The sequence below is a fragment of the Sporomusa malonica genome, from assembly GCF_900176355.1.
Taxonomy (GTDB): Bacteria; Bacillota; Negativicutes; order Sporomusales; family Sporomusaceae; genus Sporomusa; species Sporomusa malonica.
The window spans coordinates 25,728-46,841 of the sequence record NZ_FWXI01000016.1 but is presented as its reverse complement, the minus strand read 5'-3'; the positions used below and the strand labels follow the sequence as shown (position 1 = coordinate 46,841).

18 protein-coding genes are annotated in these 21,114 nt (G+C 46.6%); 3 read left to right on the top strand and 15 right to left on the bottom strand.

Going from position 1 to position 21,114, the window contains the following annotated elements:
- Positions 1-139: 139 nt before the first annotated feature.
- On the bottom strand, positions 140-859 hold the full coding sequence (locus tag B9A22_RS16830) for a peptidase C39 family protein (RefSeq protein ID WP_084577114.1): 720 nt from the start codon (positions 857-859) through the stop codon (positions 140-142).
- 174 nt (positions 860-1,033) lie between these two features.
- Here B9A22_RS16830 and B9A22_RS16825 point away from each other — a divergent pair, with 174 nt between their 5' ends.
- Both B9A22_RS16825 and B9A22_RS16820 read left to right on the top strand, forming a co-directional pair.
- Complete coding sequence (locus B9A22_RS16825; protein ID WP_084577113.1) at positions 1,034-1,588, top strand: hypothetical protein; 555 nt, start codon at positions 1,034-1,036, stop codon at positions 1,586-1,588.
- 176 nt (positions 1,589-1,764) lie between these two features.
- Positions 1,765-2,412: a hypothetical protein gene (locus B9A22_RS16820; RefSeq protein WP_084577112.1), complete on the top strand. Its 648-nt coding sequence runs from the start codon at positions 1,765-1,767 to the stop codon at positions 2,410-2,412.
- A 223-nt stretch (positions 2,413-2,635) separates the two neighbouring features.
- On the opposite strand, the gene B9A22_RS16815 is transcribed toward B9A22_RS16820, so the two are convergent.
- Complete coding sequence (locus B9A22_RS16815) at positions 2,636-3,325, bottom strand: hypothetical protein (protein WP_139796289.1); 690 nt, start codon at positions 3,323-3,325, stop codon at positions 2,636-2,638.
- 288 nt (positions 3,326-3,613) lie between these two features.
- On the opposite strand from B9A22_RS16815, the gene B9A22_RS16810 reads away from it, so the two are divergent.
- On the top strand, positions 3,614-4,090 hold the full coding sequence (locus B9A22_RS16810) for a GlcG/HbpS family heme-binding protein (RefSeq protein ID WP_245824029.1): 477 nt from the start codon (positions 3,614-3,616) through the stop codon (positions 4,088-4,090).
- Positions 4,091-4,530: 440 nt separating this feature from the next.
- Here B9A22_RS16810 and B9A22_RS16805 read toward each other — a convergent pair whose 3' ends face one another.
- The 13 genes from B9A22_RS16805 to argJ form a co-directional block, all read right to left on the bottom strand.
- Complete coding sequence (locus tag B9A22_RS16805) at positions 4,531-5,169, bottom strand: trimeric intracellular cation channel family protein (protein ID WP_084577109.1); 639 nt, start codon at positions 5,167-5,169, stop codon at positions 4,531-4,533.
- Positions 5,170-5,309: 140 nt separating this feature from the next.
- Positions 5,310-7,139 carry a glutamine--fructose-6-phosphate transaminase (isomerizing) gene (gene glmS / locus B9A22_RS16800; RefSeq protein ID WP_084577108.1) on the bottom strand — a complete coding sequence of 610 codons (1,830 nt, stop codon included), beginning with the start codon at positions 7,137-7,139 and terminating at the stop codon, positions 5,310-5,312.
- 387 nt (positions 7,140-7,526) lie between these two features.
- The gene (gene glmM / locus B9A22_RS16795; RefSeq protein ID WP_084577107.1) at positions 7,527-8,876 is read right to left on the bottom strand and encodes a phosphoglucosamine mutase; all 1,350 of its coding nucleotides are present in this window, start codon (positions 8,874-8,876) and stop codon (positions 7,527-7,529) included.
- Between the two features lie 35 nt (positions 8,877-8,911).
- On the bottom strand, positions 8,912-10,507 hold the full coding sequence (locus B9A22_RS16790) for an NAD(P)/FAD-dependent oxidoreductase (protein ID WP_084577106.1): 1,596 nt from the start codon (positions 10,505-10,507) through the stop codon (positions 8,912-8,914).
- Between the two features lie 15 nt (positions 10,508-10,522).
- Positions 10,523-11,464 (bottom strand): CdaR family protein, encoded by a 942-nt coding sequence (locus B9A22_RS16785; protein ID WP_084577105.1) that lies wholly within the window; start codon positions 11,462-11,464, stop codon positions 10,523-10,525.
- On the bottom strand, positions 11,464-12,279 hold the full coding sequence (gene cdaA / locus B9A22_RS16780; protein WP_084577104.1) for a diadenylate cyclase CdaA: 816 nt from the start codon (positions 12,277-12,279) through the stop codon (positions 11,464-11,466). The genes B9A22_RS16785 and cdaA overlap by 1 nt, the downstream gene beginning before the upstream one ends.
- A 189-nt stretch (positions 12,280-12,468) precedes the next feature.
- Positions 12,469-13,542, bottom strand: coding sequence for a branched-chain amino acid aminotransferase (locus B9A22_RS16775; protein ID WP_084577103.1), 1,074 nt, complete (start codon positions 13,540-13,542; stop codon positions 12,469-12,471).
- A gap of 36 nt (positions 13,543-13,578) precedes the next feature.
- Positions 13,579-14,994: an argininosuccinate lyase gene (gene argH / locus B9A22_RS16770; protein WP_084577102.1), complete on the bottom strand. Its 1,416-nt coding sequence runs from the start codon at positions 14,992-14,994 to the stop codon at positions 13,579-13,581.
- Positions 14,987-16,210, bottom strand: coding sequence for an argininosuccinate synthase (locus tag B9A22_RS16765; protein ID WP_084577101.1), 1,224 nt, complete (start codon positions 16,208-16,210; stop codon positions 14,987-14,989). The genes argH and B9A22_RS16765 overlap by 8 nt, the downstream gene beginning before the upstream one ends.
- Before the next feature lie 352 nt (positions 16,211-16,562).
- On the bottom strand, positions 16,563-17,495 hold the full coding sequence (argF, locus tag B9A22_RS16760; RefSeq protein ID WP_084577100.1) for an ornithine carbamoyltransferase: 933 nt from the start codon (positions 17,493-17,495) through the stop codon (positions 16,563-16,565).
- Positions 17,496-17,516: 21 nt separating this feature from the next.
- A complete protein-coding gene (locus B9A22_RS16755; RefSeq protein WP_084577169.1) occupies positions 17,517-18,671 on the bottom strand; it encodes an acetylornithine transaminase in 1,155 nt (384 codons plus the stop codon).
- A 34-nt stretch (positions 18,672-18,705) separates the two neighbouring features.
- Positions 18,706-19,611, bottom strand: coding sequence for an acetylglutamate kinase (gene argB / locus B9A22_RS16750; RefSeq protein ID WP_084577099.1), 906 nt, complete (start codon positions 19,609-19,611; stop codon positions 18,706-18,708).
- 182 nt (positions 19,612-19,793) lie between these two features.
- Entirely contained in the window at positions 19,794-21,005 is a 1,212-nt protein-coding gene (argJ, locus tag B9A22_RS16745; RefSeq protein ID WP_084577098.1) for a bifunctional glutamate N-acetyltransferase/amino-acid acetyltransferase ArgJ, read from the bottom strand.
- Between the last annotated feature and the right edge of the window lie 109 nt (positions 21,006-21,114).

The following is a 21,114-nucleotide window of genomic DNA, read 5'->3' as shown; positions in this document are numbered from 1 at the left end:
TATTATCTTTTGTAATTCCACACAGTTTGATATAAATGTCCCTGGATTCAAAGCCACTATTGCAAAACGTTAATATGCTAACAATAAAATGTTAATATATTAACGTTTTATTGTCAATGTTTTTTTGGTGATAGTACCATTATTGTGTCTTTCTGGGGACAGCAACAATATAGATGTTCTTCACTAGATGTCCTGGTTTGATATACTGGGCATCAAACCACATATCGCGGAACCGCCAGGCGTTGAAGGAAGATATTCCGTCCGGGTTATTGACAGTAGTCCAATGCACCGCTGGGTCGGCAAAAAAGATAGTGTCGACACCTTTCTCCGGTGATTCATAGGCTGCATAATAACCGGTAACAACTACCCAATGGCCTCCCCAGTCAATCCATTCAATAAGGGTAGGGATTCCCTGCTTCAGGTTTTCCCGGAGCATCTCCAATGTTCCGTTATAACCAAGCCTTACCTCAAACCCGTTTTTCTTTAACCAGCTTTCCATCTGCTGCGGGGTAGTACCAGGGTATTTTGAATCAATATCCCCGGTCCCCATCTCTTTGGCAATCAGCATTTCAGTAGCCTGGTTCATTGATTGGTCATTCAGAACCTTGTACCAATGCAAAAGTGACATGACGGCAGCCGGCCCGCATGTATAATCAGTCGTCTGTTGATAGCCTTTGACCCCAAGGGATAGGTAATACTGGTTTGGGATCATTTCATAATAGTTGGCGGCACCAGTTGAATTTGGCGGTGGCAGGATGAGTTCTTCCCCAACGAGGCTTGCCGTGGTAAAGCAGGCAAGCAAAATGAACCCATACATAGCAGTCTTCCACCGGTTAACGTTTCCCAGTTTGATAAACATGCAAACCCTCCTTAGCCATAATAAATTCTCTTACTATAAAGATAGTATAAGGACAGGTTTGAAATAACGCCTCTCTAATTCATTCTTCATATTTTTTCTTTATCACATATTTGTCACGTAATTGTCATAAATTTGGGTTATAATGGTTATAAAACTAGCCAAAGGAGCGGTGTTATGAAAAAACTTACTTTCTTAATGGTTATCACATTTGTTCTGGTTATGTTCTCAGGGAGTGCGCTAGCTTGGAGTGATCGTTCTGAAGGACATCCGGACCAATATAATGGTGAGCTTGGGTTCAGAGATCATCCATCTTGGTTCGGTTCAAGAAACCATTCTGAAGGAAATCCTTTCTTTCGTTTTGGTAAATTAAATGGAAAACCCGGTTTATATGTTTGGCATGATCGTAATGATGAACTCCATTTAAGAGCATCTAATAACACGGGCCGCCAGCATGTGTTCTCTGGTGTGATTCAAACTGATGGACGTTTCTATAACATTGAGGAGAAACAACTTGAGAACGGTGATTATGTTAAATTAGATCGTGAACGGAACACCATCCGGTTTCGTTTTACTGGCCGCGGCATGGATGGAATTGATTTCAAGGTTCAAGGCGGAGATACTGTCGACTTTGACTTATATAAAGATGGCAGGGAGATGCCTACGAACGAAATTTGTATAGGTAAAAAAAGCTGGCACCCTTGGCACAACAATTTCTATTTGGAGAGATAGCCCTCCCCAATCATCCGTCAACCCGAGAGCAGCGTAGGCTGCTCTTTTTTTGTTGTTCCCGGCCCAAGCACTAAAACCAACACTACAGTAATAACAACTCGTCTAATATTAAACTTTCACTAAAAATGACGATATAACTAATAAGAGCATTGAGTAAAACAAGGGGGATGATTTTTATGAGTACTACTCCAATTTCAAGATCAACCCAAAACGGGCTCACCAGTTCAGCGAATATTGCCACCACCACTGCTGCCAGTGTGGTTACCTCTGATACGCCACAGACACCCTCAGCCGGAGAAGCTGCCGTTTACGAAAAGTCAGATCAAACGGCTGCCAGTACAAAAACTACATACACTAGAGATACAGCTACATTGAGCGAGATTACCAAACAAGTCGAGGCAAAACTAGCTTCTTTGCGCTCAACAGTAGAAAACCTTTTCAACATGCAGGGTGTGAAAGCAGGCGAAGCGCAGGGATTAAGCTATGATCAGATTATGGAAAAATACGATGGCAAACTGAAAGAGTTTTATCAAAACCTGGAAGTCGATGACGCAACCCGCCTAAATGCACAGCAAGAGATTGCTGAAGATGGTTTTTGGGGTGTTAAGCAGACCTCCGAACGGGCGATAGAATTTGCAAAAGCAGTTTCAGGTGGCGATCCGTCCAAGATCGCTTTATTAAAAACTGCCATAGAAGAAGGCTATAAAGCCGCCGAAAAAGCATGGGGCGGTGAGTTACCGGAAATCAGCAAGCAGACACAAGAGGCCACACTGAAAGGACTTGACGACTGGGCAAACGAAGTTAATCAAACAAACAATCAGTAACCACTGATTAGGCACATCGAAACCCCTTATAGCGCTTGGCGTTATAAGGGGTTTCGATGTGCCTAACTCTACTCTATAGTCACGACTTTGGACCGCTTCAGCTTGTTGCAGGATTTCTCGCAGCTGTTTTAGGGACAGTGTGCCACTCTGCCAGGGGCTGCCCCAAATAAACAGTGGTCGCACTCGAAGGTCCACTGGTAGGTCAAGAGGATGTACAATGCTTTTATATAGTTATATTTACGTTTCTTTTTTTAACTTTTTCTTTTTTTGCCTTTTTACAAGCAGCTTCTTCGATGTTAGCTTTCAATTCATTGTCTTTCCGCCTGCGGGCGACTTCGGCTGCTGCTATCCCAAGCTCCACAGATTCTTTAAGGTCTCGTTCTATCTCATCGACCTTTCCTGTCAAGCTATGTGGCGCATTTCCGATGTTACTTGGCTCTGAAGACGGCTGGCTAAAGGAAAATGTCATTCCCAACCCGTCCATAGTATTAACCTGTGAGCTTTTGGTAGCAGCCGAAAGCAGTTTACTCATACTGGCGTTACTTAAAGCATGTTCATGCTTGGCTAAAGCCTTTTCCCGCTTACGCAGGGTTTCTGCCGCAGCTTCTTCTCTTTTCAATCTCTCAAGCTCAAGTTTCCTGGTTTCTTCTTCATATATGGTTTGCTGAATCTGTTTATCTGCCGCTTGCAGTTCTACGATAACTTGCTTACTATCAGTATTGTTATTATTGTCTTGCTTAGCAAGCATTTCTTTATTGCCATTGGCTGTTTGTTCAAGCTTTTTTTGTAACCCATTGCGATATTCTCTCAACGCAGTTAAATTGCTCTTGGGGTACAAATTAGCTAATAAGTTATTTAAGCCCATTTGATCTATAGGCATTATATTCACTCTCCGATAATCATATTTCATCAAGATAATTCCTACACTATATATGTATCGAAAATTATATGGAAAAAGTTAACAAAAAAAAATATAAAAAGCGCCCCAAAGTCGCTGTATATTAGGCTAAACAATTAGTCATCGCTCAACCATAAGAAAATAGAATAGATTTATTATTTGTTTTGCGATTTCCAGAAGAGATAGTGAAATTTTTTAATTAATTGAAGGATTTGGATAATTTTCATAGAAGTTAATAAATTGTCAATATAATACAAAAAACAACTAAGAAGGGAGCGAGTCAAAAGAATGAGGAGAAGATTAATGGTGTTGCTTGTGTTTTGTATCACGCTAATGATGGGCTTAGCTATGAGCGCACAGGCATCTGCCAGCGATGGCGCAAAGGTTAACTTAGAAAGAGCTAAAAAGATGATAGCCGCAGCCGAAATTAAGGCAGCCGAAATTGGGGTTCCTATGGTCATCACGGTTGTTGATGAAGGTGGCAACATGATCGCTCAGCATCGCATGGATGGCGCCTTATTAGCCAGTATTGCAATATCGCGTGATAAAGCGTATACTTCAGTAGCGCTAAAAATGTCTACCGAAACGGCTGCAAGTGTAGCTCAGCCTGGGCAATCTTTGTATGGTATTAATACAACAGATGGTGGTCGCTTGGTTATATTTGGCGGCGGGCTGCCGATTGTTGTAAAACAAAATGTAATTGGTGGAATTGGGGTTAGTGGCGGGTCAGTTGAGCAGGATGTTGCTGTTGTTAATGCTGGTTTAGCTGCCTGGAAATAATCTGATCTAGGAGCCTGTTGCTCGATAATCCGAACAACCAGCCTGTACCGGTAAAAAAAGTTCTGAACCCTTGAAAATGTAAGGGCTCAGAACTTTTTTTACCGAAGAGTGCCGGTTGTTGATTTTGCTATTATAAAAATTGACCACTAGCGCGAAAAATGCTAGAGAAAAAGTTGACCACCTTGATCAATAAACCTGCTAAGCTAGAGTTTACTGTGTGCGACACGGGGACGGTTCGTCGTTGTAGCGTATATTCTTCCACACGCTCATTGCCATTAGCTATCTTAAAATAACACTAAACCGTCCCCTGTTGCCCACCTTGTATATATTCTTCCTGCTAATGGAAAGAACACCACCCCCGAGTCTAATTGGGTGATGTTCTTTCCACAATTTTTTTTAATGAACCTCATTGCTCACAATAGGTCGATATCTAATTCTCCCTACTTACGGCTATCCGACGCTACTCCACCAGACTTAATTCCGATAACCGGGAAGTTCCAGCCGTATTTAATACAACAAATGCGCAGACCGGTAGTAATTGCAAAACAAAGGTATAACGGGATATTGCCGGTAAAGTAAAATTGTGAATAATAAAAGCTGATGGCACCGGCAATAGTGGTGATGGCGTAGACTTCCTGTCGGAAAACATACGGAATTTCTTGGACAAATACATCCCGCATGATGCTGCCGCCGATGCCGGTTATTACGGCCACTGTTGTTACAATAAACAACGAGTCTAAATTATGCTGCAGTGCGAGGTTAGCGCTGGTCGCGGTGAAAGCGCCTAAGCCGATGGCGTCAAATATCTGGATAGTATGTTTGAATTTATCCAGCCAGCGATAGGTAAAACAAACGCCAACAGTAGCGATTGAACTAATGATGAAAAAGGTTGGATCGCGAAAGGTAAGCGGCGGAGTATTGCCAATAATGACATCCCGCAGAATACCACCACCTATGGCAGTAGTTATCGCCAACACCAGGACACCGAAGACATCTAGCCTCTTTTGTATTCCGGTCAAAGCTCCTGAGATAGCGAAAGCGATGATACCTGTAATCTCAAATACATTCCAAGCGGTCATAATCTATTCTCTCCTACAATCAACTATATCTGTTACCTACTGATCAAGCAAATCGAAACCCCTATAACGACGTTATAGGGGTTTCCTGCTGGATACTTATTCTATAATCTGGTTTATTGCTTAATATTTTGTTGGCTATTCTACTCTACAGTCACACTCTTGGCCAAGTTACGAGGCTTATCAACATCGCAGCCGCGTGTAACCGCAGCATAATAGGCCAGAAGCTGCAGCGGAATGACTGATAGAATCGGGGTGAGGAATTTATTAGTGGCTGGGATAAAGATGGTGTGATCAACATATTTTTCGATTTGCTTATCGCCTTTGAGACCAATGCCAATGACGACAGCATCGCGGGCTTTGACTTCTTTGATATTGCTGAGCGTTTTTTCATAAACGTCATGCTGGGTAGCCAGTGCAATAACTGGTACGCCCTCGATGATGAGTGCCAGTGTACCGTGTTTGAGCTCACCGGCGGCATAGGCTTCAGCATGGATATAGGATATCTCTTTGAGCTTTAATGAGCCTTCAAGGGCTACCGCGTAGTCCAAAGAACGACCGATGAAGAACACGTCTTCGTTGAAGCCGTATTGCTGGGCAAAGGTTTTGATTGGCTCAACATCTTCTAATAGCTCATGAACTTGGTTAGGCAGCTCGCGAAGAGCATTGCACAGTTCGCTTACTTTTTCCTGAGCAAGTGTCCCTTTAATCGCCCCCATATAAGTGGCCAGCATTGCCATAACAACCAGTTGGGTAGTGTAGGCTTTAGTTGAGGCTACTGCAATTTCAGGGCCTGCCCAGGTATAGATCACTTGATCAGCCTCACGAGCGATAGATGAGCCAACAACGTTGGTAATAGCTAATGTGCGGGCGCCTAGATTTTTTGCTTCTTTCAGGGCGGCGAGGGTATCAAGTGTTTCGCCTGATTGGCTGATAACAATAGCCAGCGTCTGATCATCAACCAGCGGCGAACGGTAACGGAATTCGGAAGCTACATCGACTTCTACCGGAATGCGGGCCAGGTTTTCAATTAGATATTTACCGACAATACCGGCGTGATACGCAGTGCCGCAAGCAACTACGGCAATCTTTTTAATGCCGGCAACATCGTCTTTGGTCCATTTGAGTTCGTCAAAGGTTATGCCGCTGTCGTCTTTGGCTACACGGCTGGTCATTGTTTCACGAACGGCTTTAGGCTGTTCATAAATTTCTTTAATCATAAAATGCTCATAGCCGCCTTTTTCAGCTGCTTCGGCATCCCAGTTGACTTCAAATACTTTTTTGGTTACAGGCACACCCTGGCGATTCATGACCCATACCGACTCAGGGGTAACAATGGCCATTTCGCCATCACTTAAGATATAGGTTTTGCGGGTGCGGCTGATGATTGCCGGGATATCGGAGGCGATAAAGTTTTCCCCTTCGCCAAGGCCGATAACAAGCGGGTTGTCCTGCTTAGTGCAGATGAGTTTTCCTGGCTCATCCTGGCACATAAACACCAGTGCATACGAGCCCTCAATTCTTCCAAGTACTTTCTTGACAGCGGCTTCAAAGTCGCCTTCATAGCACTCTTCAATCAGGTGAGCCACTACCTCAGTGTCAGTTTCTGAGGTAAAGATATGCCCCTTGGCAATGAGCTCTTCTTTCAGGTGCATATAGTTTTCAATGATGCCGTTATGCACAACAACAAATTTACCGGTGCAATCGGTGTGGGGATGAGAGTTGGCGTCAGACGGACGGCCATGTGTTGCCCAGCGGGTATGGCCAATGCCAAGACTGCCTTTGAGCGGGCTGATTTCTACTTTTTTTGCTAGCACGTTCAGACGGCCAACGCTTTTATCAACATGTATTTTACTACCGTCAAACACGGCAATACCTGCCGAGTCATAGCCACGGTACTCAAGTTTGCTCAGACCTTCCAAAAGAAACGGCGCTGCCTGGTCAGGGCCAATATAGCCTACTATTCCACACATATATATGATCCTCCTAATTATCGATAGTCAAACATTTGAGATTGTTGCCATTCTATCACCAAGCGATGACAATAGCTATAAAGTCTGCCTGCCGCCGTTTTGTCCCGCAGGTCGCCCTGTGGCTTTGTCGGCTTAGCTTACGGCCGCAGTTGCCGAGAGGTATCCGCTGACTGCTCGATAAACCTCTTCCTCGTCTGCTTAGCATCTAGCTAAGCACCAGCGCTTTTTCAATAGTTTTTGTCGCAGTAATAGTTATTATCCTGTCTTATTTTGCTTTATCCTGTCATTCTCACCCCCATTATCGGATAACTATACATATGCAAAGGAGCACTATATAGTGCTCCTTTGCCATATTCTATCTTATTGTAATACAGTTTACCTCATTGGTCAATAATGCTGGTCTTGTTCCTGTCTTATTACATCAGCAATTGTGCCAACAATACGTTCAAGGTCAGGCAGTGACGGGCCTTCAGCCATGACCCTGATTAGGGCTTCAGTCCCAGAGGGCCGCACTAGTATCCGGCCATTGTCACCTAATTCATCATCACCTGCTTTGATGGCGGCAGTAATGTTAGCGTTGTTTTCCCAGCCCTCTTTGCTCTTGACTCTGACATTAACTAAGAGTTGTGGAAAGCGTGTCATTACTTTCGCCAAAACGGACATCTTCTTACCGCTTTGCTTGACTGCGGCAGCAAGTTTCAGCGCGGTGATAATACCATCACCTGTTGTACTGTACTGGTTAAAAATAATATGGCCTGACTGTTCTCCCCCAAGTACCAGGTTGTGCTTTAGCATGGCTTCAAGCACATAGCGATCACCAACTGGTGTAACCAGGACTTTGCCGCCGGCATTTTTAATGGCTTGATGCAGACCTAGGTTACTCATAACAGTGGCTACCAGCGTATTATCAGGCAGCGTATTTTGTTTTAGCATTTCTAATGCACAGATCAGCATGATCTGGTCACCATCAACAGTCTCGCCGGTTTCGTCAACAGCCAGACAGCGGTCAGCGTCGCCGTCATTGGCTAAGCCTAAATCAGCATTGTGATGAGCTACAGCAGCCTGCAGCTGTTCCAGATGGGTTGAGCCACAGCCAGCATTAATATTGATGCCGTCCGGATTGTCGTTAAGGACAATCACCTCTGCACCCAGTTTTCTGAAGGCAGCCGGGGCCGCCTCATAAGCAGCACCATTAGCGCAGTCTACGACAATTTTTAGCCCGCTTAAGGAACTCTTTATCGTGCCAACAGCATATTCCACATATTCATCAAGTAAGTCATGTTTTGTAGTAATGAAACCAACGCCGTTTGCCGTAGGCCGGGGCATCAAGTCTGCTTCTGCTTCGATTAACTTTTCCAGTTCATCTTCGACAGCATCAGGGAGTTTATAGCCTGTCCCGGCAAAAAACTTGATACCGTTATCAGGATAGGGGTTGTGGGATGCCGAGATAACAACTCCGGCCTGAGCCCCGTGTTTTCTGGTTAAATAAGCTACTGCAGGGGTAGGGACAACGCCTAGCAGCACGGCTTCGCCACCGGCTGAGCAGATACCTGCTGCCAATGCCGATTCCAGCATCTGCCCGGAAATCCGGGTATCGCGTCCGATGTAAAACACCGGGCGTTTATGTTCTTTGCCAAAGTAGTAGGTTGCAGCCCGGCCCATTTTAAAGGCCAGTTCAGGAGTAAGTTCGACGTTAGCTAAACCGCGCACGCCATCAGTTCCAAACAGTCTTGCCATATATGTTAAATGCTCCTTTCGGTTATCCAGTTAAGTTATGGTTTATATGCCCCAATAAAACTAATGGCCGCATTCATCCCGTCAAGCGCTGCGCTCATGATGCCGCCAGCATAACCGGCACCTTCGCCAACAGGATATAGACCTGCAGTGTTAATTGAGACAAAATCCTGGCCGCGCGTGAGCCGAACAGGCGCTGAAGTCCTGGTCTCCACACCGGTCATGACAGCACTTGCATGATCAAATCCTCTAATCTTCCGGCCAAAATCAGGCAACGCCTTAGCCAGCGTAGTAGTGACAAATTCGGGTAAACACTGCCTGAGATCAGCAGGTGTTACACCTGGGCGGTAACTAGGTTTGACCAGATATTTCGAACTGCCGCTTTTGCCTGCCAGGAAATCTCCGACTGTCTGCGCAGGTGCAGCGTAGTTCTGACCACCTAATTCAAAGGCCAAGCGTTCATAGCGGCGCTGAAATTCAATGCCATCAAGCACATGTGGGCCATAATCAGCCGGGTTGACAGTCACTGCTATGGCACTGTTGGCAATCCCGGAGTCACGCTTATATAAGCTCATACCATTGGTCACTACGCCACCGGTTTCAGAGGCTGCAGCCACGACCAGGCCGCCTGGACACATGCAAAACGAATAGGCCGCCCGGCCTGTTGCCTTATCCTGGTATACCAGAGCATAATCAGCCGCCCCCAGACGGGGATGACTGGCCGACGGGCCATACTGAGCCTGGTCAATCAGTTCCTGCGGATGCTCAATACGGACGCCTATCGCAAATGATTTTGCTTCCATGGCAATATGATGTTCATATAACATCTGATAGGTATCACGCGCACTATGGCCGATAGCTAAGAACAACGCTTCGCATGGTATAAACCGATTATCATTTATCGTGATGCCGGTGAGCCGTCCATCCTTGGTTTCAACGGCTGTCATCCGGGATTCAAATTCAACAGCTCCACCCAGTTTGATAATCTGGGTTCGGATATTCTTGACAACTTCCCGTAATTTATCTGTGCCAATATGTGGTTTATGGAGATATTTAATCTCCGGCGGTGCACCGGCCGCTATCATAATATCAAGTACCTCAGCCATACGCGGGTCTGTTACCCTGGTAGTCAGCTTGCCATCGGAAAAGGTACCGGCTCCACCCTCACCAAACTGAACATTGCTGACTTCATCAAGCTTGCCTGTACGCCAAAAATCAGCGATATCCCGGGCACGCTGTTCAACATCCCGCCCCCGTTCAATCAGTAACGGCTTATAGCCGTGCTTGGCAAGCATATAGGCAGCAAACAAGCCAGCCGGCCCTGCCCCTACCACTACCGGCTGACTACTTAGCGATTTATCACCAGGCACAATTTCTTCTTTCGCTGCCGGAGCTGTAAGAACAACATCTTTATCGCCGGCTAAACGGGCTAACGCCTGCCCTGGCGGAATCTTTACCTCAACTTCAAGGGTATATACAAAGTTAATACTGTGTTTCCGGCGGGCATCAATCGCTCTGCGGATAATGATCACTTGCTTAACAATATCAGCTGCCAATTTTAAACGTCTGGCAACAAGCTGCTCAAGCGGCGTCTCATCGGCTAACGGTACGCGAAAGTTACTAATTCTAAGCAATAGCTCCTGTCTCCTTTAACGGGGTCCGACTCTAATGTTGACGATAACTGTTCCCGGGGTGCCAGTAAGCCCCTCCTGCAACTCAAGCTTAACTTCCCTATCGGTATCTTTACCGATATTGCTTAGATCGACTGGCTCAGTATAGATGGTTTCAAGCTTATCAACACCCTTGCCTGGCACGGTCTCACGTACCTCTACTTTATTCGGCTGAGTGACAATACTCTTAATGACAAGGCCTGCCGGCAATTCACCCTGGGTAACAGGTTTTACGTCAAGGACTTTCTTAGTTATCCCGGCAGTCAAGCTAATAACAACCCCGGTTTTATCTGGGTAAATGGTAAGTCCCTCGACTTCCTTGCCTTCGCGGGTTACCGGCACCAACGGCGCACCTACCGTAAAGTCAGTATTTTTGCCTGACAAATCGGCGACAGCAACAACCTTTTCTACCGTACCCACGAGGTTTTTTGGCCCTTCAAGGGTCACCTGATCATGAGATGCGGCCACTTTTCCTACCACAGCCCCTTTGGCAGGGGTGCCACTCAGCCTGACCTCAACAGGTACCTGGCGGCTAATCGTGGTATCAAGTCTCAGTTGAATTTTGTCAGGGTTGATTTCGACCAGTTCCAGACTTGCGGGCAAAGCTGCACTGACTTTGATATTATGCCGCCCTTCAGTTAAGCCTTTGCCATCAATATAGGCCTTGAGGTCCTGGTTAAGCACTCCGGCCACAATGCTGCGCGGGCCGCGAACTTTTACCCTGACTGTATCAGGTGCATCAACAACTACATAGCTTGTGGCAACATTACGGACTTCCAGCGGAATAGTAAACGACGATTCAATCGGCGGATTTTGCTCGTTCATGACATACAGCCATAATACAACCGCCAATATAATGGCAAAAATTTTAGGTGTAATATTTTTAGTTTCTCCTGATGCTTTAAAAAACTTGTCAAACATTATGACGGCCTCCAGCTGAATAACTCGCTAAGCGAAGAGGTTTTGGCGATAAATAGCGGCGCAAGCTGTTCCTTGAGTTTTTCAGCATCCATATACCGGTGCAGTCTGCCGCCCCTGGCCAGCGAAATGATACCGGTCTCTTCGCTAACAACAATGACAACAGCGTCAGTTTGTTCGCTGATGCCAATCGCCGCCCGGTGTCTTGTGCCCAGTTCTTTGTTAAGGCTCCGGTCGTCAGACAAAGGCAATAAACACCCTGCAGCCTGTACCCGGTTGCCACGGATAATGACAGCACCATCATGGAGTGGCGTATTCGGAATAAAAATGTTAATTAAAAATTCGCTTGATACCAGCCCGTCCACTTTGATGCCTGTTTCAATATAATCATTAAGTCCGGTTTCGCGCTCAATTACCATAAGCGCCCCTATTTTGTTTTTTGACAGATCTGTGACCGTTCTGGCCAGTTCGTCAAATAAAGTTTCCTTTTCCTCAGCGTTTAATTGAGCGCTATTGTGGAAAAAGCGGCCCCGTCCCAGCTGCTCAAGTGCCCGCCTAAGCTCAGGCTGGAAAACAACAGGCAGCGCGACAAGCACAACAGTCATTGTCTTCTGGAGCAGCCAGTTAATAACATTAAGGCCCAGCCATTTGCTGACAAGCGTCGCCAATAAAAGGACAACAAGACCTTTCAGGAGCGCTACAGCCCGGGTGCCACTAATCATAATATAGAGTTTATATAAAAAGTAAGCGACAATCACCATGTCGATAATATCTAGGAAACTTATTGTAGAAATTATTCCCCGTATTTGCAATAACATGCTACACACCTCAAGCAGGAGTAAAACCCCAGGTTAACTATATTTGTATTCTACCCAATATCAGGAAAACCTTTAAGCTAATTGGCTGTTATAAAAAATTTATATAAAAAAGTGCAATGAAAGTTAGATATTAAATTAGGCTTGTGCCTGGGCACAAGCCTAATTCTCTCACAAGTGTATACACCCAGTTTACAGCTTAGTAACTTCATCAACCCAACCGAACTTGTCAGCTACACGCCCTTGCTGAATACCGGTAATGTAGTCAAACAATTTTTGCGAAGTCTCGCCTGTTTGGTTATTATTAATGACGATATTCTTGCCATTCCACGATAGCTCGCCAACGGGAGAGATAACAGCAGCTGTGCCTGAACCAAATACCTCTTTCAGGCGACCTTCTGCGTGGGCGGCAAATACTTCATCAATAGAAATGCGGCGTTCGGATACTTTCATCCCCCAGTCTTTAGCAACCTGAATAACCGAGCGGCGGGTAATGCCGTTCAAGATACTGCCGTTGAGTTCCGGGGTGATAATTTCGTCGTCAATCTTAAAGAAGATGTTCATGGTGCCCACTTCTTCAACATATTTCTGTTCAAGCGCATCAAGCCACAGCACCTGGGTGAAGCCCTCTTTTTTGGCTTCTTCCGAGGCTTTCAGGCTAGCAGCATAGTTGGCCGGCGTCTTGGCTTCGCCGAGACCACCTTTAACTGCGCGCACATAATTCTCTTCAACCTTAATTTTGACAGGTTTGAATCCTGAAGCGTAGTAAGCGCCGACTGGTGAGAGAATAATGAATAATTTGTATTGATCGGCTACCTTTACTCCAACAAAGGGATCAACAGAAATGACGAACGGACGGATGTACAGCGAGGTTCCCAGTGATTTTGGCACCCACTCTTTATCAATTTCGATCAATTTCTTCAGCCCTGCATGAAGCAATTTAACATCCATTTGCGGGATACTCAAAATATCAGCCGAATTGTTAAAGCGGTTTAGGTGATCAACGGGGCGATACATCGTCACACGGTTATCTTCCGTGCAAAAGGCTTTCATACCTTCGAAGATTGCCTGACCATAATGCAGCACCATAGCAGCCGGAGAAATGTCAAAGTCGCCATATGGAACGATGCGGGCATTGTACCAGCCTCTGCCTGATTCATAGTCCAGCACAAACATGTGATCAGTAAAAATCTTACCAAAACCAAGTTTGTCATCAGAGGGAAGTGTGCCGCGTTTATCAGCCAGTGTAACAGCAATATCAGTCATGTTAACAGGCCTCCTTGGGTTGTATATTTATGGATATTATAGTTTGATTTTTGTATACATGTCAAGGCGTTTTTGTTGTTTCTCCATAATGGACTTGGCAACAGTGACAGCTTGTCCAACCTGAGCGGGCGATGTGCCACCTAAGGAGTTACGGGCCGACACACAGGTTTCAATCGTAATGGCATCTAAAATAGTGTCGTCAAATAGCGGCGAAAACTGTTTAAATTCTTCTAGCGTCAAATCTGTCAGTGTTTTTTGTTCTCCTAAGCAATAGGCTACGCATTTACCGACAACTTCATGCGCCTGACGGAAGGGTAAACCCTTTTTAACAAGATAATCAGCCATATCTGTTGCATTGGAAAAATCAGTTTTGAGCGCCTGCCGCATTGTACCAGAATTGACCTTCATGCCTCTCAACATGGCAGCATATACTGTCAGGCTGAATTTGACAGTATCTATAGTGTCAAACAGGCCTTCTTTATCTTCCTGCAAATCTTTGTTGTATGCCAGTGGTAAACCTTTTGCCACTGTCAGCATGGCCATCAAATGACCGAATACCCGACCGGTCTTGCCTCGCACCAACTCGGCAACATCCGGGTTTTTCTTCTGCGGCATAATGCTTGAGCCAGTGCAATGGGCATCGTCAAGTTCTATAAAGGAGAACTCGGTTGAAGACCACAGAATGATTTCTTCACTTAACCGGCTCAGATGCATCATTAAGATTGACGCAAACGACAAAAATTCCAGGATATAATCCCGGTCACTGACAGCATCAATGCTGTTCTCATAGATTCGTCCAAACTTTAGATCATTCGCAACAAGTTCCCGGTCAATGGGGAATGTAGTACCAGCCAAAGCGCCTGCTCCGAGCGGCATAATATCGGCTGACTCCCATACCCCGCCCAAGCGTCTGAAGTCACGCTCAAACATGAAGAAGTAGGCCATCATATGATGGGCAAATAGTATGGGCTGCGCCCGCTGCAGATGGGTGTAGCCTGGCATAATTGTTTCAGGGTATCTATGGGCAGTATCCAGAACGGCCTGTTCTAAGTCAAAAAGCAGCGTACCAATCTCGGCCACTTGCTCACGCACATACATATGAGTATCAAGTGCTACCTGGTCGTTACGGCTGCGTGCTGTATGAAGCCGTCCGCCAGCCGGGCCGATGCGCTCGGTTAGGCGTTTTTCAATATTCATATGGATGTCTTCAAGCGACACTTCAAAGCTGAAGTTACCTGCTTCAATATCTGCGAGTATGCCGGTTAGTCCGCCAATAATGAGCTTGGCATCCTCCTGGCTGATTATACCGCACTTAGCCAGCATGTTAGCGTGGGCGATGCTGCCAGCAATATCCTGGCGGTACATGCGGCTATCAAAAGAAATGGAGGAGGTAAACTCCTCCACCATAACATCAGTGTTTTTGGCGAAACGTCCGCCCCATAGTTTACTCATCTGTTTTCTTGGCCTCAGCTTTCATCATGGCCCGGACCTTGAGCGGCAGTCCGAACAGGTTAATAAAGCCCTCTGCATCGCCATGGTTATATAATTCTTCGCTATCGCCAAAAGTTACAATTTTTTCGTTATAGAGTGAGTATGGCGATTTAGCGCCGGCACTCATGATGTTGCCTTTGTAGAGTTTCATGCGGACAGTACCGGTAACAGTCTGCTGCGTGGAGTCAACAAATGCGTCAAGCGCTTCACGGAGCGGGGCAAACCACATGCCGTCATACACTAGTTCAGCATATTTAATCGCAACTTGTTCTTTATAATGCATAGTGGCCCGGTCAAGGGTTAAGTACTCTAATTCGCGGTGGGCATAGTATAAAATAGCTCCGCCTGGATTTTCGTACACACCCCGGGATTTCATACCAACAAGGCGGTTTTCGACGATATCGGCAATACCAATACCATTGGCTGCCCCAATTTCGTTAAGTTTGGTGAGAAGGGCTACTGCATCCAGCTTAACACCGTCTACAGTTACGGGGATGCCTTTTTCAAAGCCAACTTCAATATAGAGGGGCTTGTCAGGAGCTTTTTCCGGCGGGGTAGTAATCAGATACACATCATCTTGCGGCTCATTGGCTGGATTCTCCAAGTCAGCGCCTTCATGGCTTAAGTGCCAGATGTTACGGTCCATGCTGTAAGGGCGAGCTTTGGAAACAGGCACAGGAATGCCATGCTTTTCGGCGTAATCAATGGCATCTTCGCGGGAGCGGATGTCCCACAACCGCCAAGGAGCAATGATTTTAAGGTGAGGAGCCAGTGCTTTTACGGTAAGCTCGAAACGCACCTGGTCGTTGCCTTTGCCTGTTGCACCGTGACAGATGGCATCAGCGCCTTCTTTCAAGGCAATGTCAACAAGAGCCTTGGCAATAATGGGACGAGCAAAGGAAGTACCTAACAGGTATTTGCCTTCATATACTGCGCCTGCCTTAAGAGTCGGCCAAACATAGCTTTCAACAAACTCGGCAGTCAGATCTTCAATATATACCTTGCTGGCGCCCGACTTAATCGCCTTTTCGCGGACAGGAGCCAGTTCGTCTCCCTGACCAACATCAGCGCACATAGCAATAACTTCACAGCCGTAGTTTTCTTTGAGCCAAGGGATAATAACCGAGGTGTCCAAGCCACCGGAGTAGGCCAGTACAACCTTTTTGATGTCACTCATTATGGTTTGCCTCCTATTGTCTATATGGTTTCCTAGGTTTTCCTATTGTAAAGTTTACAGGAATCAGGTGAAATTGTCCAGTTACAATGGGTTGTTTACTATAAACTGTTAGTATGTCAAAGGAACCGTCCCCGTGACAGAGATTGCCACGCTTTCGCTCGCAATGACTGGCGCTGGAGTTTGGGTCGGTACTCCCGTAACCAAAATAGCTATGAATAGCCGGAACTTGTTAGAAATGTCCAGATGCGAGGCGCGACGAGGAGGCGAAGCGCGGCGTACACGTAGTACGTAAGCGAGCCCCCGCAGGAGCAACGAAGCAGATGGGCGTTTATAACAAGTTCTATTGTACTTGCTAGTCAGCCATCAACAGGGCCATGATGGCTTTTTGCACGTGTAAGCGATTCTCAGCCTCATCAAACACTACCGAGTTTGGCCCTTCAATAACATCATCACTGATTTCCTCGCCACGATGAGCTGGCAGGCAGTGCATGACAATGGTGTCTTTTTTAGCGGCTTGCAGGATGGCATTGTTGATCTGGAAACCGGCAAAGGCCTGCTTGCGGATGGCTTGCTCGCCCTCTTTGCCCATGCTGGCCCATACATCGGTGTATAGCACATCGGCGTCTTTTGCAGCGGCAAACGGGTCATCAAGAATAGTTATTTTACTGCCAGACAGTTTGGCAGAGACTGCAGCCTGCTCAACAATGGTAGCGTCAGGTGCGTAGTTAACCGGAGTGGCCACACTAATATCCATACCGACCTTGGCACAGATATGTAAGAGTGAGTTGACCATATTGTTGCCGTCGCCAATATAGCACAGCTTCCGGCCTTTTAAATCACCTTTATGCTCAAGGGCGGTAAAGATATCTGCCATGGCCTGGCAGGGGTGGAGGAGGTCTGTCAGCGCGTTAATAACCGGGATGGTTGCATGCTCTGCCAGCTCTTCTACTTCCAGGTGAGAAAACGTCCTAATCATAATGCCGTCAACATAGCGTGACAATACCCGAGCCGTGTCTTTAACCGGTTCGCCCCGGCCGATTTGCAGATCGTTCGAAGACAGAAACAGTGCCATACCACCAAGCTGCCACATGCCGACCTCAAAAGATACCCTTGTACGAGTAGAGGACTTTTGGAAGATCATGCCAAGTGTCTTACCTTTTAACAGCTGGTGTGGTTCACCGGCCTTTTGCTTGGCCTTTAGTATTTTAGCAAAATCGAAGATTTGATATATCTCATCTACTGATAGATCATTTACTGATAAAAAATCTTTCCCTTTAAGACTCATTCCCTATACACTCCCCCATGATTAAAGTTGCACAGCCGCCAGTGTTTTTTCTAAGATGGCGGTCATTTCATCTACATGACCTTTTGTTATATTAAGCGGCGGCACAAACCGGAGTACATCGCCAGCCGTACAATTTATGATAGCGCCTTGGTTCATGCAGCTATTAACAATCTCCCGCCCTGGAATGGTAAGTTTGGCACCAGCCATCAGACCTTTGCCGCGCACCTCGCTAATCAGCGCTGGATATTTTTCTTTAAGCGCGTTGAGCTGTGCAATCAAATATTCGCCTATTACCTGGGCATTATTAATCAGCTTTTCTTCTTGAATAGAATTGATTACAGCGTTGGCTGCTGCACAGGCCAGCGGATTGCCGCCAAAGGTTGAGCCATGGTCACCAGGGCCAAAGGCAGAGGCAACTTTATTGCTGGCAATAAACGCGCCAATGGGCACGCCGCCAGCTAGCCCTTTCGCCAGGGTAACAATATCAGGCTTAATGCCATAATGCTCATAAGCAAACATTTTGCCAGTACGGCCAATTCCTGTCTGAATTTCGTCCAGGATTAAGAGTGCGCCGTACCTATCACATAGTGCTCTCACTTTTATAAAGTAATCCTGGTCAGGCATATTTACGCCGCCTTCTCCCTGAATGGGTTCAAGCATGACAGCGCACGTTTTATCAGACATAGCTGCTTCAAGTGCAGCGATATCGTTAAATGGTACATAATCAAAGCCGCCAGGCAGTGGTTCATAACCATGCTGATATTTAGGCTGGGCGGTAGCCGTTAGTGTGGCCAGTGTCCGGCCGTGGAAAGAGTGTTCAGCTGTAATGATTTGAACCTTATCCGGATGAATTGCCTTGCCATATTTACGAGCCAGTTTGATGGCCCCTTCATTGGCTTCAGCACCACTGTTGCCGATAAAAACTTTATCAAGGCCACTGGCGGTTGCCAGTGATTTAGCCAGCATGGCCTGGCCTTCAGTGTAATAAAGGTTAGAGCAATGAATGATCTTGCCAGCCTGTTCAGCAACTGCTGCAACCAGTTTGGGATGAGCGTGCCCGAGAACATTAACAGCAATTCCTGCCAAAAAATCTATATATTTTTTGCCTTCACTATCATAAACATAGGGTCCTTCGCCATGGGTAAGGACAATGGAGTATCTGGCAAACACCGGCATGTAATAATCCCGGTCAACGTCAAATACCGTTTGTTTATCCACTGATATACCTCCTATATTTGACCACTTCGGTACCAATACCCTCGGTGGTGAAGATTTCGAGCAGCAGTGAATGCGGTTTGCGTCCGTCAATAATATGAGTCTTGGCTACCCCAGCTGCCAACGCTTTTACACAGGCCTCGACTTTGGGAATCATCCCACCGTCAATGCTGCCTGATTTAATCATCTCCTGGGCTTCAGCCAGTGACAGGGTAGAAACAAAGGTGCTCTTGTCATTGTAGTCACGGTAGATACCTTCAACATCTGTAATCAATGCCAGTTTCTCAGCACCCAACGCAGCTGCCAGTTCGCCAGCCACATAGTCGGCGTTAATGTTGTAGGTAGCGCCATCTTTGCCAATGCCAATCGGTGAAATGACCGGGATATAGCCTTGGTCTAAGAGGTTCTCAAGTATACCAATGTTCAGTTTAAGCACATCGCCGACAAAGCCGATATCGACTTCTTTGATTTGACCGTCTTCACGTACTTTAGCCAAATGCTTAGAAGCAATAATGAGGTCAGCGTCTTTGCCGCTTAAGCCGACAGCCTTAGCGCCGAGGAAGTTTAGGAATTTGACGATCTCGCTGTTGATCTTGCCGACTAGCACCATCTCGGCGATGTCTACCGTCTCGGCATCTGTTACTCTCAGGCCGCTGACAAACGTGGATTCTTTGCCAAGTTTCTTGAGCATTCCGGTGATTTCCGGGCCGCCGCCATGTACGACGACAGGACGGATACCGGCATATTTAAGAAAAATAATGTCTTGCATTACGCTTTTCTTGAGTTCGTCGTTGAGCATGGCGTTGCCGCCGTATTTAATGACAATGGTATTGCCGGCAAACCGCTGCAGGTATGGCAGAGCTTCTATGAGCACAGCCGCTTTTTCTACCGAATTAATCATGTACATCATCCCTTCCCATTTTAACTACGCCTGTCGCGGGGACAGCTTAGGTGTATTGGTTTTATGTTCCTGTTAGAAAGTATCCCTTTCCGTCTGGATAAGGGCAACATCGACTTCCGCTGTCGCCAAAGGCTCGGCGCAAGCCGTGTTTTCTTTACAAAAGAACCGTCCCCTTGACATTGTTAGGTTGTATATTCACCGTTGATCTTGACATATTCATAGGAAAAATCGCAAGTCCACACAGTGGCCGACGCATCACCGAGACCTAAATCCACGGTGATCGCAATATCTTTGGCTGCCATAACTTCTTTGAGCTTAGTGGTATCAAAGCTAGCCGCTCCCTGCCCATTGACTACAATGGTCAGGTCACCGATGGCCAGCGATGTTTTGTCAGGCTGCGTTTTAGCGCCAGAATAACCCACAGCACAGAGGATACGCCCCCAGTTAGGGTCTTGACCAAAGAAGGCTGTTTTAACAAGCGGCGATTTAGCGATCGCCATTGCGGCGCATTTGGCATCGGCAAACGATACGGCCCGGGTAACATTAATCTCCAGGAATTTCGTCGCTCCCTCACCATCACGTACAATTAGCTGCGCCAGTTCGGTACACACTGTTTTTAGGACTGAGTAAAATTCTCGATAGGTTTGGCTGTCAGTCGAAGTAATTAACTCATTACCCACTTGGCCGTTGGCCAGTACGGCAACCATATCATTCGTACTGGTATCGCCATCTACTGTGATCATATTAAAGGACAGCTCAACCGCTTGGCTAAGCGCCTGTTTTAGCAGTGAGGGGGCAATGGCGGCATCGGTAGTAATAAAGCATAGCATTGTCGCCATATTGGGGTGAATCATGCCAGCGCCTTTGGCAATTCCGGCGATTTTGGCTTGTTTGCCGCCAAGAGTAAACTCATAGGCGCAGGACTTGGAAAAGGTATCTGTTGTCATTATGGCAGCTAGTGCCTGTTCGTGCCCGTTCTCCGATAATCCGGCTGCTGCTTGGGTTATCCCAGCGGTTACCTTATCCATAGGCAGATTGACACCGATTACCCCGGTTGAAGCTACCAGTACTTCACAGTCGTCAACGTTAAGGGCTTTGGCTGTTTCATGTGCCATTACCCGGGCATCTGTCATCCCTTGGTCGCCGGTGCAGGCGTTGGCGCAGCCTGAGTTAATGATAATGGCTCGGGCTTTGCCGTTCTCTATCACCTGGCGCGAGACGATTACAGGCGCAGCTGCCATCTGATTGGTGGTGAACTGTGCTGCTGCTGCTGCTGGAACTGTGCTGTAGATTAAACCGATATCCTCTTTGCCATTCTTTTTTATACCGGCATGGACACCGGCTGCTTTAAACCCTTGCGGTGCAGTAATGCCGCCAGAGATTTTGGTTAACATTCTTATTCCCTCCTTAATGTAGGTAGGCTGGTTCAAAATGTTCAGATGCTAGGCACGACGAGGATTGTGCCGCGCCGCGTACGCAGTTGGTACGCAAGCAAGCAACCGC

Bases quoted from the DNA above. Each gene is read 5' to 3' on its own strand.
- B9A22_RS16830 (WP_084577114.1), bottom strand. From the start codon at position 859: ATGTTTATCAAACTGGGAAACGTTAACCGGTGGAAGACTGCTATGTAT.
- B9A22_RS16825 (WP_084577113.1), top strand. From the start codon at position 1,034: ATGAAAAAACTTACTTTCTTAATGGTTATCACATTTGTTCTGGTTATG.
- B9A22_RS16820 (WP_084577112.1), top strand. From the start codon at position 1,765: ATGAGTACTACTCCAATTTCAAGATCAACCCAAAACGGGCTCACCAGT.
- B9A22_RS16810 (WP_245824029.1), top strand. From the start codon at position 3,614: ATGGTGTTGCTTGTGTTTTGTATCACGCTAATGATGGGCTTAGCTATG.
- B9A22_RS16805 (WP_084577109.1), bottom strand. From the start codon at position 5,169: ATGACCGCTTGGAATGTATTTGAGATTACAGGTATCATCGCTTTCGCT.
- glmS (WP_084577108.1), bottom strand. From the start codon at position 7,139: ATGTGTGGAATAGTAGGCTATATTGGCCCTGACCAGGCAGCGCCGTTT.
- glmM (WP_084577107.1), bottom strand. From the start codon at position 8,876: ATGGCAAGACTGTTTGGAACTGATGGCGTGCGCGGTTTAGCTAACGTC.
- B9A22_RS16785 (WP_084577105.1), bottom strand. From the start codon at position 11,464: ATGTTTGACAAGTTTTTTAAAGCATCAGGAGAAACTAAAAATATTACA.
- cdaA (WP_084577104.1), bottom strand. From the start codon at position 12,279: ATGTTATTGCAAATACGGGGAATAATTTCTACAATAAGTTTCCTAGAT.
- B9A22_RS16775 (WP_084577103.1), bottom strand. From the start codon at position 13,542: ATGACTGATATTGCTGTTACACTGGCTGATAAACGCGGCACACTTCCC.
- argH (WP_084577102.1), bottom strand. From the start codon at position 14,994: ATGAGTAAACTATGGGGCGGACGTTTCGCCAAAAACACTGATGTTATG.
- B9A22_RS16765 (WP_084577101.1), bottom strand. From the start codon at position 16,210: ATGAGTGACATCAAAAAGGTTGTACTGGCCTACTCCGGTGGCTTGGAC.
- argF (WP_084577100.1), bottom strand. From the start codon at position 17,495: ATGAGTCTTAAAGGGAAAGATTTTTTATCAGTAAATGATCTATCAGTA.
- B9A22_RS16755 (WP_084577169.1), bottom strand. From the start codon at position 18,671: ATGCCGGTGTTTGCCAGATACTCCATTGTCCTTACCCATGGCGAAGGA.
- argB (WP_084577099.1), bottom strand. From the start codon at position 19,611: ATGATTAATTCGGTAGAAAAAGCGGCTGTGCTCATAGAAGCTCTGCCA.
- argJ (WP_084577098.1), bottom strand. From the start codon at position 21,005: ATGTTAACCAAAATCTCTGGCGGCATTACTGCACCGCAAGGGTTTAAA.